Origin of the sequence: Mycolicibacterium iranicum (genome assembly GCF_002101705.1) — a bacterium.
Lineage (GTDB): Bacteria > Actinomycetota > Actinomycetes > Mycobacteriales > Mycobacteriaceae > Mycobacterium > Mycobacterium iranicum.
Window position 1 is genome coordinate 428,255 of sequence record NZ_LQPC01000030.1, and the last position, 15,752, is coordinate 444,006.

12 protein-coding genes are annotated in these 15,752 nt (G+C 65.8%); 4 read left to right on the forward strand and 8 right to left on the reverse strand.

The features are described 5' to 3' along the window. Nucleotides 1-200: 200 nt before the first annotated feature. The gene (locus AWC12_RS15680; protein WP_085175460.1) at nt 201-1,340 is read right to left on the reverse strand and encodes a BTAD domain-containing putative transcriptional regulator; all 1,140 of its coding nucleotides are present in this window, start codon (nt 1,338-1,340) and stop codon (nt 201-203) included. A gap of 1,656 nt (nt 1,341-2,996) precedes the next feature. On the opposite strand from AWC12_RS15680, the gene AWC12_RS15685 reads away from it, so the two are divergent. Next, nucleotides 2,997-4,475: a glutamate-cysteine ligase family protein gene (locus AWC12_RS15685; protein WP_085175348.1), complete on the forward strand. Its 1,479-nt coding sequence runs from the start codon at nt 2,997-2,999 to the stop codon at nt 4,473-4,475. 23 nt (nt 4,476-4,498) lie between these two features. Further along, nucleotides 4,499-5,173 (forward strand): SAM-dependent methyltransferase, encoded by a 675-nt coding sequence (locus AWC12_RS15690; RefSeq protein ID WP_085175350.1) that lies wholly within the window; start codon nt 4,499-4,501, stop codon nt 5,171-5,173. A 4-nt stretch (nt 5,174-5,177) separates the two neighbouring features. Here the strand turns inward: AWC12_RS15690 and mftD are convergent, their stop codons facing one another. After that, nucleotides 5,178-6,341 (reverse strand): pre-mycofactocin synthase MftD, encoded by a 1,164-nt coding sequence (mftD, locus tag AWC12_RS15695; RefSeq protein WP_036465117.1) that lies wholly within the window; start codon nt 6,339-6,341, stop codon nt 5,178-5,180. A 151-nt stretch (nt 6,342-6,492) separates the two neighbouring features. Here mftD and mftM point away from each other — a divergent pair, with 151 nt between their 5' ends. Beyond that, on the forward strand, nt 6,493-7,368 hold the full coding sequence (gene mftM / locus AWC12_RS15700; protein WP_110808647.1) for a mycofactocin oligosaccharide methyltransferase MftM: 876 nt from the start codon (nt 6,493-6,495) through the stop codon (nt 7,366-7,368). A gap of 188 nt (nt 7,369-7,556) precedes the next feature. Here mftM and AWC12_RS15705 read toward each other — a convergent pair whose 3' ends face one another. The 6 genes from AWC12_RS15705 to mdo form a co-directional block, all read right to left on the reverse strand. Further along, on the reverse strand, nt 7,557-8,195 hold the full coding sequence (locus tag AWC12_RS15705) for a MadR family response regulator transcription factor (protein WP_085175354.1): 639 nt from the start codon (nt 8,193-8,195) through the stop codon (nt 7,557-7,559). After that, complete coding sequence (locus AWC12_RS15710; RefSeq protein WP_085175462.1) at nt 8,192-9,511, reverse strand: MadS family sensor histidine kinase; 1,320 nt, start codon at nt 9,509-9,511, stop codon at nt 8,192-8,194. Before AWC12_RS15710 ends, AWC12_RS15705 begins: the two co-directional genes overlap by 4 nt. A 17-nt stretch (nt 9,512-9,528) precedes the next feature. Continuing rightward, the gene (locus tag AWC12_RS15715; protein WP_234814036.1) at nt 9,529-10,716 is read right to left on the reverse strand and encodes an iron-containing alcohol dehydrogenase; all 1,188 of its coding nucleotides are present in this window, start codon (nt 10,714-10,716) and stop codon (nt 9,529-9,531) included. A gap of 134 nt (nt 10,717-10,850) precedes the next feature. Next, on the reverse strand, nt 10,851-12,371 hold the full coding sequence (locus AWC12_RS15720; protein ID WP_085175358.1) for a VWA domain-containing protein: 1,521 nt from the start codon (nt 12,369-12,371) through the stop codon (nt 10,851-10,853). Nucleotides 12,372-12,373: 2 nt separating this feature from the next. Further along, on the reverse strand, nt 12,374-13,510 hold the full coding sequence (locus AWC12_RS15725; RefSeq protein ID WP_036465089.1) for an AAA family ATPase: 1,137 nt from the start codon (nt 13,508-13,510) through the stop codon (nt 12,374-12,376). Between the two features lie 2 nt (nt 13,511-13,512). Further along, nucleotides 13,513-14,805, reverse strand: a complete 1,293-nt coding sequence (gene mdo, locus AWC12_RS15730) for an NDMA-dependent methanol dehydrogenase (protein ID WP_024447001.1) — start codon at nt 14,803-14,805, stop codon at nt 13,513-13,515. Between the two features lie 373 nt (nt 14,806-15,178). On the opposite strand from mdo, the gene AWC12_RS15735 reads away from it, so the two are divergent. After that, nucleotides 15,179-15,751 (forward strand): TetR/AcrR family transcriptional regulator, encoded by a 573-nt coding sequence (locus tag AWC12_RS15735; protein WP_036465120.1) that lies wholly within the window; start codon nt 15,179-15,181, stop codon nt 15,749-15,751. The last annotated feature ends 1 nt before the right edge of the window (nt 15,752 follow it).

The following is a 15,752-nucleotide window of genomic DNA, read 5'->3' on the forward strand; positions in this document are numbered from 1 at the left end:
CCCCACGTGAGTCGTCATCGCTACTGTCCCCTCAGCAGCAGCGAATCGTGGACCGTGAGGCGGCAGGACCTAGGGCCAGCGACTGCCGCGTCGACCTCTCGTCAGCCGGCGTTCGATCCGTCGGATCATGTCTTCCCACCTCCTTGCGCCCTCACTGACCGAAGGGTCGCGGGGTGCGCTTGGAAGTTTCTAGGAGGCGGCTACCCGCCGGAGGAACGGTCTATCTCGAAAGTGAGCGCGGTGTCGCCGATCATGATCCGGTCACCGTCGGCCAATGCGGCGTTTCCCTGAACCTTTATGCCTTGCAGCAATATTCCGTTGGCGGAACCCGCATCGTTGATGACGTGACCGGAGCCGGTATAGAGGATGACGGCGTGGTAGCGACTAGCTCTTGGATCGGTCATCACGATGTCGTTTCCGCTGTGTCGACCGATTCTCGTGACCGGACCGGCGACCGGGTAGACGGTGCCGGCATCGGTCCGTAGCGCTGCGCCGGATGACGGCGTGAAGGCCAGGTGGTGTGCCGTCGCGATCAAGGTGTCGGCGGCGGTCGTCTTGGCCGAGCGCTCGACGTTCAATGGCTGCTGTTGCAGGATCGCCTCGTGGAGGTCACGGACACTGGGGTCCGGGTCAATCCCAAGCTCGTCAGCCAGCAGTGATTTCAGGCGGCGAAATGCCTCCAGCGCGTCTGACTGGCGTTGGGTGACGTAGTAAGCGGTCATCAACTGTGCCCAGAGCGGCTCACGGAACGGGTGCGTCGCCACGAGCTCTTCGAGATCGCTGATCACGGACTCGGCACGTCCGCAGGCGATCTCGGCTTGGGCGTGCACGGTGTGCACCGAGACTTTGTCCTCGGTCAGCGCGACGGCAAGCGGTTCGACGAACCCGAAGTCGCGAAGATCCTCGAGGAACTCACCGCGCCACTCGGAGAGCGCGGCTTCGAAGTGGACGCTCGCATCCTCGAATCGGCCCACTGCCGCAGCTTCGAGACCCTCGCTCCGGCGCTGGTTGAACCGGCCGACGTCGACGTTGGCGTCTGCGACGACCAGCCGGTAGCCCGGCGCGGCCTTCTGCAAGATGTCGCGGCCGTCGGCGCCGCCGGTACGGAATAGGCGGCGCAGGTTGGAGATGTAGGCGTGCAGGCTGGCGCGCGACTCCGACGGCGGCTCCTCGCCCCAGACGGCGCTGACGAGCGAGTCCGTAGCCACTACTCGGTTGCGGTTGACCAACAGCGCGGCGAGCACGGCACGTTGCTTGGGCGTCCCTGCAGGAACGGGTGAATCGCCGACCGACATCTGCAGCGGTCCCAGCACGATGAACGCCGGTCCCGGTGTCGTCATCCCGATGAGCCCCCTTCGCAGAAATCCCATGCTGACCATAACCGGCCGATGACCAGCGAAGAGGCAGGACACCGGCACCGTCTTGAGGGCTCCAAGAAACCGCCAAGAACGCGCCGCGACAGTGTCTCCATGAATCACGAGAACCGAGAAGTAAACACCCTTCGCCAGCTGCAACGCCGGTTGACGCGCGGCAGGCGCAACAGCCGATAACGGACGACCGCGGAACAGAAGGAGGTGAGCACATGATCCACCACATGCAGAGGCGACTGACCCGCGGACGGCGCAGTCGAAGCTGACGATCGAGTCTCGAGACAGCTGAGGGGAGGTGATCACATGGTTCGACAACTGCAACGCCGACTCGCTCGCGGGCGACGCAATGCGCGCTAAGACAGAATCTCACAACACCTTTGAAGGAAGTGACAAATTGCTAAGGCACATGAATCGGCGATTGGCTCGAGGGCGACGAAGCAGGGGTTAACACCTCACGCGTGAATCGAAAGGAGGATCGGATGATCCGATGCATGGGACGCCGGCTAGCCCGCGGAAGGCGCGGCCGAAGCTGACCAACGAATGCAGATAGAACGGATCAGGAAACTGATCCAGCACTTGCGATGGCGATCGAACCGAGACCAGCGTCACCGGAGTTGAGCGCAACGCCAGCCGAAAGCCCAGGTTGCACCTCAGACAAAGGCCATCATCCACAACACGATTGGAGTCTTGGGAAGCCAGCTGGTGCTCGGTCGGCTGCACAGCGGCTGATCTAGACGGACATCGAAATACTGCAGAGGACAACATGATTCTCAAGATAAAGCGGCGCCTCACCCGCGCGCGACGCCACCGGGGGTGATCTCAATGCTCCGGCTCATGCAGCGTCGGCTCGCACGCGCGCGACGCCACAGAAGCTAGCGACAGCTGCGCCCATCCCGAACACGCCGACTCGACTTCAGCAGTCGACTTCATCAGAAGGAAGTAGATGCTTCGACATTTGCACCGACGGCTCGCCCGCGGACGACGCACCAGCCGCTGACCCCGGCACGAACACGAATCTGAAAAGGAAAGCCTCAATTGATGCGGCAAATGCAACGAAGGTTAACCCGCGCCCGACGCAGCAAGATGTAGCAGTCGTCTTCGAATGGAGCCGACTCATGAGTCGAGATCTGGACCGAAGCACCTCACGACATCTCTGCCAATGCTCGGACCTCGTGCGACGCCCACAGCCACGGCGGACCCCGAGATTGGTCAGAACTAACCAACGGAGAAATCTGTGATCTTGAATCTGCATCGCCGGCTGATGCGCGCCCGGCGACATCGGCTATGACCGCATACCCGCTTCGCTGTACGCGCAGACGGCTCAGTTGCGAACATCGCGACAGTGGAACATCTCCCGGCTCGAACCCAGAAAGGAGAGTGACCTTCCGATGATCCGACAAATTCACAGACGACTGACCCGCGGCTTCCGCCGCGGTTGAACACCGCATCCAGACTACGATCTAACAGAGGGGCGACATCAATGATTCACCTCATCCAACGCCGGCTGACGCGCGCCCGGCGCCATAAGGCCTGACAGGGAAGTTTTAAGGTCAGGTTCCACGAGTCGGCCCGACCACATCTTCCGATCACCGGCTTATCAGCTGAACCTTCACTAGGCTCGGTCCCGTGGGCGAAGAACTGAAGCAGGCCGAGTTCAGTCGCGCGCACCGACGCGAGTACCGCCGCAAAGTGCAGCTGTGTCTCGACGTGTTCGAGACGATGCTGGCCCAGTCCAGCTTCGATTTCGAGAAGCCGCTGACCGGCATGGAGATCGAGTGCAATCTGGTCGACTCCGCATATCAGCCGGCGATGAACAACTCCGAGGTGCTGGAGGCGATCGCCGACCCGGCGTATCAGACCGAGCTTGGCGCCTACAACATCGAGTTCAACGTCCCGCCTCGGCGCTTGCCGGGGCGGGCCGCTCTCGACCTCGAAGACGAAGTCCGCGCGAGTCTTAACGCCGCCGAGACGAAGGCCAACACCGACGGTTCGCACATCGTGATGATCGGGATCCTGCCGACCCTGATGCCCGAGCACCTGTCGGGCAGTTGGATGAGCGAGTCGGTCCGCTACCAGGCGCTCAACGATTCGATCTTCACCGCCCGCGGTGAGGACATCATGATCGACATCGCCGGGCCTGAACGGCTGAGCCTGCAGGCTGCCTCCATTGCCCCTGAATCAGCCTGCACCAGTATGCAATTGCATTTGCAGGTGTCCCCGGCCGACTTCGCCAACAACTGGAACGCCGCCCAGGTGATCGCCGGTCCGCAGCTGGCCCTCGGCGCCAATTCGCCGTACTTCTTCGGCCACCACCTGTGGGCCGAGACGCGCATCGAGCTGTTCGCGCAAGCCACCGATACCCGCCCCGACGAACTGAAGACGCAGGGCGTCCGTCCCCGCGTGTGGTTCGGGGAGCGCTGGATCACCTCGATCTTCGACCTGTTCGAGGAGAACGTGCGGTATTTCCCGTCGCTGCTGCCCGAACTCTCCGAGGAGGACCCCGTCGCTGTCCTCGCAGAGGGTCGCACCCCGGAGTTGTCGGAGCTGCGCCTGCACAACGGCACCATCTACCGCTGGAATCGTCCCGTGTACGACATCGTCAACGGGCGGCCCCATCTGAGGGTGGAGAACCGCGTGCTGCCCGCCGGCCCGACGGTCGTCGACATGATGGCGAACTCCGCCTTCTACTACGGGGTGCTCCGGGCATTGTCCGAGGAAGACCGCCCGCTGTGGACCAAGATGAGTTTCGCTGCGGCAGAAGCCAACTTCGTCGCTGCTGCCCGTCACGGGATGGATGCCAGACTGTACTGGCCCGGCCTCGGTGAGGTCACGCCCGACGAGCTCGTCCTGCGGCAGCTCCTGCTGCTGGCCGAGGACGGGCTGCGCCGTTGGGAGGTCTCCGCCGAAGTCCGGGACCGCTACCTCGGGGTGATCGAGGGACGCGCCAAGACGGGCCGCAACGGCGCGGCCTGGCAATCCGCCACGGTCACCGCACTGCAAGGTCGCGGGATGAGCCGGCCCGAGGCCCTGGCCGAGATGCTGCGGCTGTACTGCGAGCGGATGCACGCCAACGAGCCCGTGCACACCTGGGACCTGCCCGCCTGAGTCCCGCGGGTACCTTGGCGTCCATGGCCGAGGTGATGGACTGGGACAACGTGTATCGCGGCGAGAGTGAGTTCGAGGGACCGCCGCCGTGGAGCATCGGCGAGCCGCAGCCCGAACTCGCCGCCCTGTGGCGGGACGGCAAGTTCCGTAGCGAGGTGCTCGACGCCGGATGCGGGCACGCCGAGCTGTCACTGGCCCTGGCCGCCGACGGCTACAAGGTGACCGGCATCGACATCAGCCCGACGGCGATCGCGGCGGCCACCGAGGCCGCCGCCGAGCGCGGTCTGTCGGAGCGCGCGTCCTTCGTCGCCGCCGACATCACCTCGTTCACCGGATTCGACGGCCGGTTCTCGACCATCGTGGACAGCACGCTCTTCCACTCCATACCCGTCGAGTCACGCGACGGGTACCTGCAGTCGGTGCACCGGGCCGCCGCGCCCGGGGCGGGATTCTTCGTGCTCGTCTTCGCCAAGGGCGCGTTCCCGCCCGAAATGGAGCAGGGCCCCAACGAGGTCTCGGAAATCGAACTCCGCGAAACGGTTTCGACGTACTGGACCATCGATGACATCCGTCCCGCGCTCATCCACACGAACGTGCCGAAGATTCCCGGCATGCCGCCCCCACCGCTGGACATGCTCGACGACACCGGCCGGATGCGGATGCAGGCGTTCCTGCTAAGTGCTCACAAGGCGTCCTAGCGCCTCACACTCCGAGGTCGCGGCGGAATCCCGACGGGATCACCAGATCCTCGGGACGTAGTTCCTGGATCGACGACAGACCGAGTCCCAACAGCGCGGAATCGATTCCGCCACGCAGGATGTCGAGGACGTTCTCGACACCGGCCTGCCCGCCTGCGGCCAGACCCCACAGATATGCGCGGCCGATCATCACCGCGCGGGCGCCGAGCGCGACCGCCTTGACGACGTCGCTGCCCCTGCGGATGCCGCCGTCGAGGACGATCTCGACCTGGTCGCCGACGGCTTCGGCAATCGCGGGCAGCGCGCGGATCGGCGCCGGGGTGCCGTCCAGGTTGTTGCCACCATGGTTGGACACCGACACCGCGGTCACGCCGGCATCGACGGCCCGCTTCGCATCGTCGACGCGCATCACGCCCTTGAGCATGAACGGCCCACCCCACTGCTCACGTAGCCACGCGATGTCCTCCCACGTCGGCAGCGGCGTCTGCATCCACTCGCCGTACGCACCGAAGAACGTCGGTGCCTGCCCGCCATCGGAGAGGTTGGGAGCCGTCAAGTCCGGCACGCGGCCTGTCCTGGCGAACTCGAGAAGCCAACGCGGCCTGCGGATCCCCTCGGGAGCGAACCGCACCATCGCCTTGAGGTCCATCTTCTCTGGAATCGAAGGGCTGCCCCAGTCGCGCCCGTTGGAGAAGGACCAGTCGGTCGTGATGATGAGGCCGACCGCGCCGGCGGCACGGGCACGCTCCATTCGCGCGAGCAGCTTGTCGCGTCCGCCGGTCCAATACATCTGGAAGAACGTCTGCGGATTGGCCGCGGCGACCTCTTCGATAGGCTTGCTGGCGAACGACGACAGTCCGATCGGGACGCCGCGGGCCGCGGCCGCGCGCGCCACCGCGACCTCGCCGTCGGGGTGGACGGCCTGGACGCCGGTAGGTGAGATCAGCACGGGCATCGAGAGGGGCTGTCCCATCACGGTTGTCGCCATGTCACGCTTGCTGGAAAGCCCCGCGACGTGCGGCGCGAAGCCGAGCTCTCCGAACGCCGACAGGTTGTCGCCGACGGTGATGCCCTTCTCCGATCCGGCGACCAGGGCCTTGTAGACGCTGGGGGGGAGGCGCTTTTGCGCGCGACGCTGTGCTTCGGCGACGGTCTCGAACCAGGACATGCTCGTCTCCTTCATTCACCGACGACGTTAAGACGCCAGGCGCCGGAACGGACTCGCCGAATGGGCAGTTTCCCACCCATCCGGACGGGTCGCATATCACACCCAATCGGGGCGCGCATCGGACCCGTGCACAGCAATAGCGTTGTCGGACATGGCGACAGCTGTTCTCAATCCTCTTGCGCCGGCACCGCACGGCACATGGAGCGGTCACGGTGTCCGGGTGACCCGCAGACAGGGCCTGCATCGCCGGCACAGCGGTCTCCACACCGTCTGCACGCCACGCTTCTGCGCGCAGCGCCAGGGCGGTCACTTGAGCGTCGAGCACAACCTGACACCCGACGAACTGTGCGATGAGCTGGCGGTGATGCTCGCTGAACAACTCGTCGACACCGGCGCCGTGCGTGGGCAATCGGAGTTCGAACTGGTCTTCACCGGCATCGTGCGGTCCACCGTTCACGGCGGCCTGCCCGCGTGGCTGCGGTTCTATCGCAACTCGCTGGACAAACTCGAACACGGCACCACCCCGTTCGCCGCGATCCACACCTGGGCCGCCGGGCAGGTCCAGGGCCATCGAATGATCGATCTCGGTTCCTGCTTCGGGTTCTTCCCGCTGAGGATGGCGCGGCGTGGGATCGACGTATTGGCAACTGATCTCAGCGATCCGGTGATGCACTTGCTCAAGCAGATCAGCTCACACCTGCGGCGGCCGTTGACCACGATGGCGTGTGACGCGGCCGCGGTGCCGCTCCCCGACCGCAGCGCCGACACCGTGACGGCCTTGCACCTCATCGAGCATCTGCCGACGGACTCGATCACCGCAGTTCTCGACGAAGCGGTCCGGCTGGCGCGCCGCCGGGTGGTGGTGGCCGTGCCGTTCGAGGACTCGCCACGGGAGTGCTACGGCCACATCCAACGCTTCGACCTGACGACGCTGCGGCGGATGGCCGATGACATGGCCGAGCGTCATCGCGGAATATCCGTACGCGCCTATGAATTTCACGGCGGCTGGCTGATCCTCGACCGCTGACTCGCACCGCGAGCGCGCGCGTCTGCACAGCAACACGCCGCACATCGCGGCGGTGAGCGCGCGGTCATCCCTGACGAGCGGCGCCGAAATGTACGCGCGCACCGGCGTGTCGGCGTGCAGACGCGCGCGCTCGCGGTGTAAGAGCAACGGTGCAAGGGCTGCGGTGCAAGGGCCGACGGCGAGACCTGCTAGATAAGGCCGCGCTTGCTGGCCGCGTACACCGCCTCGGCCCGTCGGCTCACCTCAAGCTTGCGCATGATGTTGCTGACGTGGAACTTGGCCGTGGTCGCCGAGATGTAGAGCTTCTCGCCGATCTTGTTGTTGGACAACCCCGCTGCGAGCAGCCGCAGCACCTCGACCTCGCGGTCGGTCAGCTGCTGGCGCGGTTCGGCGCGGCCCGACAGCGACCGCACCACCGCGGCTGCGCTGCGCGAGTCGAACGCGCTGTCGCCCGCCGAGATCGCGCGGATGGCGCGCACCAGTTCGGTGGTGTCGACGTCCTTGACCACGTATCCGCGCGCACCGGCGTGCACGGCCCGGACCACCAGATCCTCGTCCAGGAACGTCGTCAGGATTAGCAGGCCCAGCTTCGGATAAGCGTCGGACAGCTTGGCGCACAAGGTCAATCCTTCGAACTCCGACCCCGCCGAGAGCTTGAGATCCAGCAGCACGACGTCGGGATCGGTGGCGCGCACGATCGTCTCGGCTTCGCTTTCCGATGCCGCCTCGCCGACGACGACGAGGTCGTCGGCGCGTTCAAGCACCGATCGCAGGCCCTGACGCAGGATCGCGTGGTCGTCGACGAGGACCAGCCTGATGGGTTTCATGTGCTCACACCTTCTGGCCGTGGAATGCGAGCCACCACACGCACCCCTCCGATGCGGGAGCGGTAGACGTCGAACGTTCCGCCGTGTTCACGGGCGCGCGCCTGCATGTTGGCCAGCCCGCGATGATGCCCGTCGACGTCGGCGGCTTCGGCCAGTCGCAGCATCAAACGAAGCTTGGCCGGGTCGCCCGTGCCGTCGTCGGAGATGGACAGGGTGACCGCATCATCACGGTATGACAGCCGCACCACAGCGCGAGTTGCGTTGCCGTGCATCGCTGTGTTGAATAGCGCCTCGCCCGCGATGCGCAACAGCGCATGCTCGATGTCGCTGGCGAGCTCCGCGGCGCCTCCCTCGACGCGCAGCGACACCCGCAGGTCTTCGGGCATGTGCACCGTCGCCAGCTGGTCGAGCATCTCCGCGAGGCTCGACCGGCACGCGTCGCCCGGCTGGTTCAGCGCGTAGATCGCCGAGCGCAGCTGCTCGGTGGCCGAGCGCGTCAGATCCTTGGCCAGATCGAGCCGGCCCACCAGCTCGCCTGCCCCGTCCTGATTGCCGATCTCGCTGCGGCACACCTCGATCTGCATTCCCGCCGACAGCACCGTCTGCGCCACGCTGTCATGGAGCTCGCGGGCGATGCGATGCCGCTCGGAGTTGAGCACCTGATGCCGCTGCGCGGCCCCGAGCTCACGCTGGGTCGCCAGCAACTCCGCGTTTCGCGCCTCCGAATGCGCCAGTAGCGAAACCGATTTGGTGAACAACGCCGAATTCTGCAGGGCCACCGCGGTCTGGCTCGCGAGAATCCGCATCACCACGCCGTCGGTGTCGTCGAGGCTGCGGCGCGGGGGCGTCCACGCGGCGAAGGCACCGATCACCTCGCCGTCGAGTTCGATCGGCACGTGGGCATGCTGCCTCTCGATCACGGGCTGCCGGAATTGCGCCAGCTGCCCACGCAGGATGTCGTTCAGTCGGTTCAGTACGACATCGGGCAGCGACTGGCCGGGATCCTCGGCCCCGGAAAGCCCTTCGAACGCATAGGCCACGCCGGCGGAGTCCAAGATGAGGTGGCGCACGCTGGCCTCGGGCAGCGCTCCGTCGGCCAGCGCCAGCAGTACCCAGTCCGCGTCGAGGTTCGCCCGTGCCGCCTCGGCCACCGCGCGTACCAGATTCTCCGGGCCGTCGATCGTCTGCACCAGCGCGCGCGAGATGGTGTCCAACGCGGCGACGACGCGGTCCAATCGTTGTGCGGTGACGCGTAATTCGGGGTAGAAGCGCCCCTTTCCGGTCCGCAGGCCGGTGAGTCTGGCCAGGTCCGGCATTCTGGCGTCGGCCGCGGTCACATCGCCGCCTGAAACAATGCCCGCATCTGGGCTTCGTCGGCCTCCCGCGGGTTGGTGCTCATACATGCGTCCTGCAGCGCGGTTTTCGCGAGCCGCGACAGATCGTCCTCGTGCACACCGAGTTCGGCGAGACCGCGCGGCACCCCGACATCGCGGGCCAGCGTGTCGATGCGCTCAGCCAGCGCGAGGGCCGCTTCAGCGGCGGGCGCACCGGGATCGGCGACGCCGAGGCAGAGGGCGATCTCGCGGTACGGCTCCGGATCGGCTTCGGCGTTGAACCGGATCACGTGCGGCAGCAGCACGCCGTTGATGACGCCGTGGGGCAGGTCGAGCAGTCCGCCGACCTGATGGCTCATCGCATGCGCGGCGCCCAGGATCGCGTTGGTGAAGGCCAATCCGGCCTCGAGCGCGGCCTGTGCCATCAGGACACGGGCGGGCATCTCGTGGGGACGCTCGATGGTCGCCACCAGGTTGTCGGTCACCATCTGCACGGCCCGCAGTGCGTGGTGGTCGGTGAGCTGGTTGTGTCCCAAGGACACGAACGCCTCGATGCCATGGGTGAGCGCGTCGAGTCCGGTGGCGGCGCTGAGCCATTGCGGCATCGTCGTCAACAGCCGCGGATCGATGACGGTGATGTCGGGGACCAGGGCCCGTCCCAGGATCGTGATCTTGGTGTTGCGGACGGTGTCGGTGACGATGCAGAACTGCGAGACGTCGGCTCCGGTGCCGGATGTCGACGGCACGACCACCAAAGGGGGAATCGGCATCTGTGCCTTGTCGACACCCTCGTAGTCGAGGATGTCGCCGCCGTTAGAAGCCAGAATCGCCACCCCTTTGGCGGCGTCGATCACCGAACCGCCTCCGACCGCGACGATGACGTCGCACCCGTGCTCGGCGTACGTCTGGAAGCCCGCCGCGATCTCGTGGTCCTTCGGGTTCGGCGTCAGATCGCTCCAGACCCGACCCTGCACGCCCTGGTCGGCCAGATGTGTGAGCATCTCGTCCGACCAGCCCGCCTCGATGAGGCCGGGGTCGGTGACGAGCATGGGGCGCAGCGCGCCCAGCCGGATGGCCGCGTGCGCGGCCTCGACCATCGAGTCGATGCCGAAGACGATCTCGGGTGCGTGGAACTTCAGGAGGCGTGACGGTGTCGTCGCGCATCCGCGGTCGTGATCGGGATGCAGCGCCGCGTATCGCGCCTTCGCCGCCCTCGCGCCGGTGTCCGCCGTTGTCACTGCCTCGCCTCGCCCCGTCCGCTCCGGGCGCACCGACTGTGACCCGGACAACACTGTCCGGTCCAGCGTACGACCCCGTCGCGTCACCTCCCAACCGCTTCGGCCGCGAAGTCGTGCGCCGCTGTATCCAGTCCCGTCAGGTCTCTGACCACCCGGACGCGGTCGCAGAACTCCGCGTAGGACGGCAGGTCGCAGCTGCCCAGGCCCCACGAGAATCGCGGCTCCGGCGTCAGCCACACCGTCTCGCGGGCGCGCCGAGTGATCTCCTCGAACGCCGCCAGGTTCGCGTCCTTGGCGTTGTTGCGGCCGTCTCCCAGCACGAGCACCGTCGTGCGGCGGGTGACGGCAGACGAATGTTCGGCGAGGAACTCGCCGAACACGCTGCCGTAGTCGGAGTTCGCTGCCACATCGATCACATCGCCGCCGAAGATGAGGCCGAGAGCTTTCTCGCTGGAATGGTCGCGAAACAGCTCGGTGGTCTCGGCGACGTCGGCGACGAACACGAACGACCGCACCTGGGTGAACAGATCCTGCAGCCCGTGCACGAGGTTCAGCGTGAACCGCGATGTGGCCCGCACCGAGAGGCTGACGTCGGCCAGCACTACGAGGCGGGGACGGTCCTCGCTGCGCCGCACCGTGACCGGCTTGAACGGCACGCCGTCGAAACGCATGTTGCGGCGCATCGTCTGCCCGGGATCCACCCGGCCGGCGGCCGCGGTGCGGCGACGGTGGGTCAGTGCGCCGTGCAGGGTGCGGGCCAGCCTGCGTAGCGAGTCCTCGAGTTCGGCGCGCTCATGCTCCCCGATGCGGTCGACGCGGGCTTCCCGCCGTTCGCGCGATTCGACGATCGTGTTCTCCAACGCGAGTAACGCTTCCAGGTGGCGCTTCAGCGCCTGCGGCAGGTTCTCCAGCACGCCCGCCAGCCGCTTGCGCAGCGCGGCGGCATCGAATTCATCGCCCGCGGAGCACACTTCGTCTTCCAACCATCCCAGCAGGGCATCCTGCTCGGCGATCGTGAGCTCGGCGTCTACGGATGTGCCCGCCGACGTCGCAAGCTCACCTGCCGATCCCGCACCTGCCAATCGGTCGGTGGCCAACTGAACCCGGTAGGAATCGTCGGCGCCGTCGCGGGCGTCTTTGGAGAAGGTGATCTCGTCGGTCAGCGCGGCGAGGTCGATCTTGTTGGCCTCCTGGTGCAGGTTGTAGCGCTGCGCCAGATCCTCCTGCTTGAAATAGTCACGAATGCTCGACGGCTTCCCGTGCTCGTGGCCGGGTTCCGGTGTCTCACTTGGCTCTTCGGAAAGGGTGAAGGATTCGAGCTCCCCCGAGTCGACGAGGTCGTCGTGGGTGTGCGTGTGCCCGTGGCCGTCGTCGTCACCTCCCACCCGGACCAGGGAGAAGAACGCGTCGAAGATCTCATTGAAGACGGGTTCGTCGCGCTGATCTTTGACCAGGGCCACGCGCAGAGCGGTGCGCAGCACGGTGCGGGAGGACAAGACACCGGGCTGCCCGGCGCACCGCATCGCGTCGAGCGCCTCAGGGACCGAGACGCGCACCCCGCCGAGACGGAGCAGGCGGACGAACCGGTGCAGGGTCGCCTCCATGGCTACAGTGCCCTGCGCCGGCCCAGTGTCGCGGTGGCCGACTCCTGCCCGGCCTTCTTCGGCGTCCCGTAGTACCCGTCGGTGAAGCGTCCCGGCTTGTCCTTCGCCGCCCGCACCGCCGGTCCGTCGTCTTGATCGTGATCGTGGTGGTCATGGTGGTCATGGCTGTGCCCATGCCCATGTGTGTGACCATGGCCGTGCGAATGCCCAAGCGAAGAGGGCACTTTCGCGTTCGGATCGATCAGGCGTGGCAGCGCATCGAGTGCCTTGCGGACATCCTTGTCGTACTTGACCACCACCGAGACGGTGTCCGAGAGTATCCGGGCGTTGAGTTCGTCGACACCCAGCACCGCCAGGGTGCGTGCCCAGTCGATGGTCTCCGAGATGCTGGGCGCCTTGCGGAGTTCGAGTTCGCGCAGCCCGCGGACGATATCGACGAGCTCGCCGGCCAGGGCGTCGGAGAGTCCGGTGTTCTTCGACCGGACGATCTCCAACTCGCGTTCTGCTGCGGGGTAGTCCAGGAACAGGTGCAGACACCTGCGCTTGAGCGCAGCCGCCAGGTCGCGGGTGTTGTTCGACGTCAGGATGACGTAGGGCGCATGCTTGGCAATGAATGTCCCGATCTCGGGAACCGAAACCTGGTATTCGCCAAGCAGTTCCAACAGCACCGCCTCCAATGCCTCGTCCGCGCGGTCGATCTCGTCGACGAGCAGAACCACCGGCTCCTCGGAGCGCACCGCCTCCAACAGCGGCCTCGGTGCGAGGAATCGGTCGGAGAAGAACACGCTTTCCTGGGCGCCGATCCGCTCGACCGCCTCCCCCAGATCCGGGGCGTCCGCGACGATCTGGCCGATCTTCTCGCGCAGGATCTGGGTATAGAGCAGCTGCTTGCCGTAGTCCCATTCGTAGAGCGCCTTGGTCTCGTCCTGACCTTCGTAGCACTGCAGCCGCAGGAGCCGCCGGCCGGTCGCCGCAGCGAGAGCCTTCGCCAGTTCGGTCTTTCCGACGCCGGCCGGACCCTCGATCAGGAGGGGCTTGTCCAGCCGGGTCTGCAGGAACACCGTGGTGGCGAGACGCTCGTCGGCCAGGTAGCCCTCCCCGGCGAGCGCCTCGCGCACCTCGTCAACAGATGAGTACATGGTCAGGGCAGCAGCTCGTCGAGGCTGCCGTTCATGCAGTGCTCGACCACCGGTCGCACCGTGTCGAAGGTGCATTCCTTGGCGTTGCCCGGCGTGCAGGCGTCACCGAGCACATGGTTGGTGATGCGATCCACGTCGGCCTTGTCACCCTTGATCACCTTGGCGTTCTCGTAGAACTTCGTCGGGCCCTGGCCCAGCCGGTTCTTCGAGTAGCTGTCCTGCTTGACGTCGACGAAGCGTTCGATGATGTTGACGTCGCGCAGCAGTCGAATAGCCGCGGCCAGCGCGGCATCGGCGGCCTGGACATCGGTCATGCCGTAGGTGTCCACACCCATCGCCTGCGCGATGTCGGCAAACCGCTTGTAGGCCACCGGCATGTTGAACGCCCACACCCGGGGCAGGGCAATGGCGTTGTTCAGGCCGTGGTGGGTGTCGTAGAACGCTGACACGGCATGCGAGATCGAGTGGATGATGCCGAGACCACCGGAGTTGAAGGCCTGGGCGGCGATGTACTGCGCGTACATCATGCCTTCGCGGCCTTTGAGATCTGTTCCGTTCCACGTGGCTTCGCGCAGATTCTCGGCGGTCAGCTTGATGGCGCGGATCGCGTTGCCCAGCGATGGTTCGAAGTTCAGTCGTGAGACGTAAGGTTCCGAAGCATGCGCGAGAACGTCGAAGCCGCACTGCGCCGTGTAGTCGACCGGGCATTCGTAGTAGAGCACCGGATCGTCGACGGCCAGCGTGGCGACCGAGGCGTCGTCGAAGGCGACGTACTTGTGCGGGTTGTCGGGGTCGGTCGTGGTGTCGGTGATGACGTAGGCCCATGACGTCTCCGACCCGGTGCCCGCCGTCGTCGAGATCGCGATGTGTGGCGGGTTCTTCGGATTCTCGCTCTTGTTGAATCCCTCGAAATCGTTGACGTTGCGGCCGTCGTGGGCGATAGAGATGCGGGCGCCCTTACAGGCGTCGTGGGTGGAGCCGCCACCGATGGAGATGAAGCTGTCGCACTCGTTTTCCTGGTAGAGCTTCACCGAGTCCATCACGTTGTAGTCCTTGGGATTGGACTCCACCTGGTCGTAGACGACGACCTCGAGACCGTGCCATTTCAACGATTCGGCCATGTTGTGCACGATGTCGGTGCCGCGCAGACCCGAGCTCATCAGCAGGGTTCGTTTGAACCCCATCTTGAGTGCCTCGGGGCCGACCATCTCGTGGGCGCCCGGACCCATCATGGCTCGGGGGAATGGGTGAAACTCCTTGATGGGGAAGGGCTTGAGGAGATCTTCGACCTTCATGGCTGGTCCTCTCGAGGCTCGCTGTCCGATGCAGCACGGGTATCGGACACCAAGCTAGGCACGCGGGTGTGAGCCACGGAACAGCTCGAGGGCAAGACCGAATCGTCGGGCAGCACAAGTGCACTCGACCGGGCAGGGCGCTACCTACCTGGTTGGAGGGGTACCCGTATGCGCAGCGCGATCGTCGACATCATCAGGAAGTGGGCGATCCTCGGACTCGTCCTTGGCAGCCGTCATCCCGGCACATCCCTCCCACTCGTGGTGGGGGGATGACCACAAGTGCGTCACCTCGCACCCGACTCTTGACCCACGTGGATCCCGATGCTTGTATTTGAACAACGTTCGAAACCGAACGATGTTCGAAAGGCTCGCGATGCCCAGAACCCGCAGGACGGTGTCTGTGCTTCCCTACGGCGCGCTGGACCGTGAACACCTGGTCAAGCATTTGCTTGAGCTGGCCCGCAGGGTCGGGGTGGAGAACGTGACGATGCGGGCGCTGGCAGCCGAGGCGGGTACGTCGGCGTCGTCGGTGTACTACCACGTCAAAGACAAGGCGGCACTGCTCGATCTGCTCGCCGAGTCAGTGCTCGGCGGCATCGCCATCCCGACCGACGGTGACTGGGAGCAGCGCATCGCCGAACTCCACACCAACGCGTGGCGGGCCATGGTCGAAGTCCCCGGGATCGCCGCCCTGCTGCAGCAGCGCTCGCTGGCCGGCCTGGCAGGAACCATGGACCACGCCGCGAAGACCATCATGGCCGAGTCCGGTTGGCCTGCCGAGGATCTCGACGCCGCCCACGTCGTCCTGTACATCCATCTGCTGGGCTCGGTGCAGCTCGAACACCATTTACATGGCGCGGGCTCCGACGAGGCCCACGCCAGATTCGATCAGGGCCTGCGCATCATCCTCGCGGGTTTGCGCACCTGCCGTCCGTCCACCCCGTGAC

Excerpts from the sequence above, each read along its gene's own strand:
- AWC12_RS15680 (WP_085175460.1), bottom strand. The coding sequence starts at position 1,340 with ATGACGACACCGGGACCGGCGTTCATCGTGCTGGGACCGCTGCAGATG.
- AWC12_RS15690 (WP_085175350.1), top strand. The coding sequence starts at position 4,499 with ATGGCCGAGGTGATGGACTGGGACAACGTGTATCGCGGCGAGAGTGAG.
- mftD (WP_036465117.1), bottom strand. The coding sequence starts at position 6,341 with ATGTCCTGGTTCGAGACCGTCGCCGAAGCACAGCGTCGCGCGCAAAAG.
- mftM (WP_110808647.1), top strand. The coding sequence starts at position 6,493 with ATGGCGACAGCTGTTCTCAATCCTCTTGCGCCGGCACCGCACGGCACA.
- AWC12_RS15705 (WP_085175354.1), bottom strand. The coding sequence starts at position 8,195 with ATGAAACCCATCAGGCTGGTCCTCGTCGACGACCACGCGATCCTGCGT.
- AWC12_RS15710 (WP_085175462.1), bottom strand. The coding sequence starts at position 9,511 with ATGCCGGACCTGGCCAGACTCACCGGCCTGCGGACCGGAAAGGGGCGC.
- AWC12_RS15720 (WP_085175358.1), bottom strand. The coding sequence starts at position 12,371 with ATGGAGGCGACCCTGCACCGGTTCGTCCGCCTGCTCCGTCTCGGCGGG.
- AWC12_RS15725 (WP_036465089.1), bottom strand. The coding sequence starts at position 13,510 with ATGTACTCATCTGTTGACGAGGTGCGCGAGGCGCTCGCCGGGGAGGGC.
- mdo (WP_024447001.1), bottom strand. The coding sequence starts at position 14,805 with ATGAAGGTCGAAGATCTCCTCAAGCCCTTCCCCATCAAGGAGTTTCAC.
- AWC12_RS15735 (WP_036465120.1), top strand. The coding sequence starts at position 15,179 with ATGCCCAGAACCCGCAGGACGGTGTCTGTGCTTCCCTACGGCGCGCTG.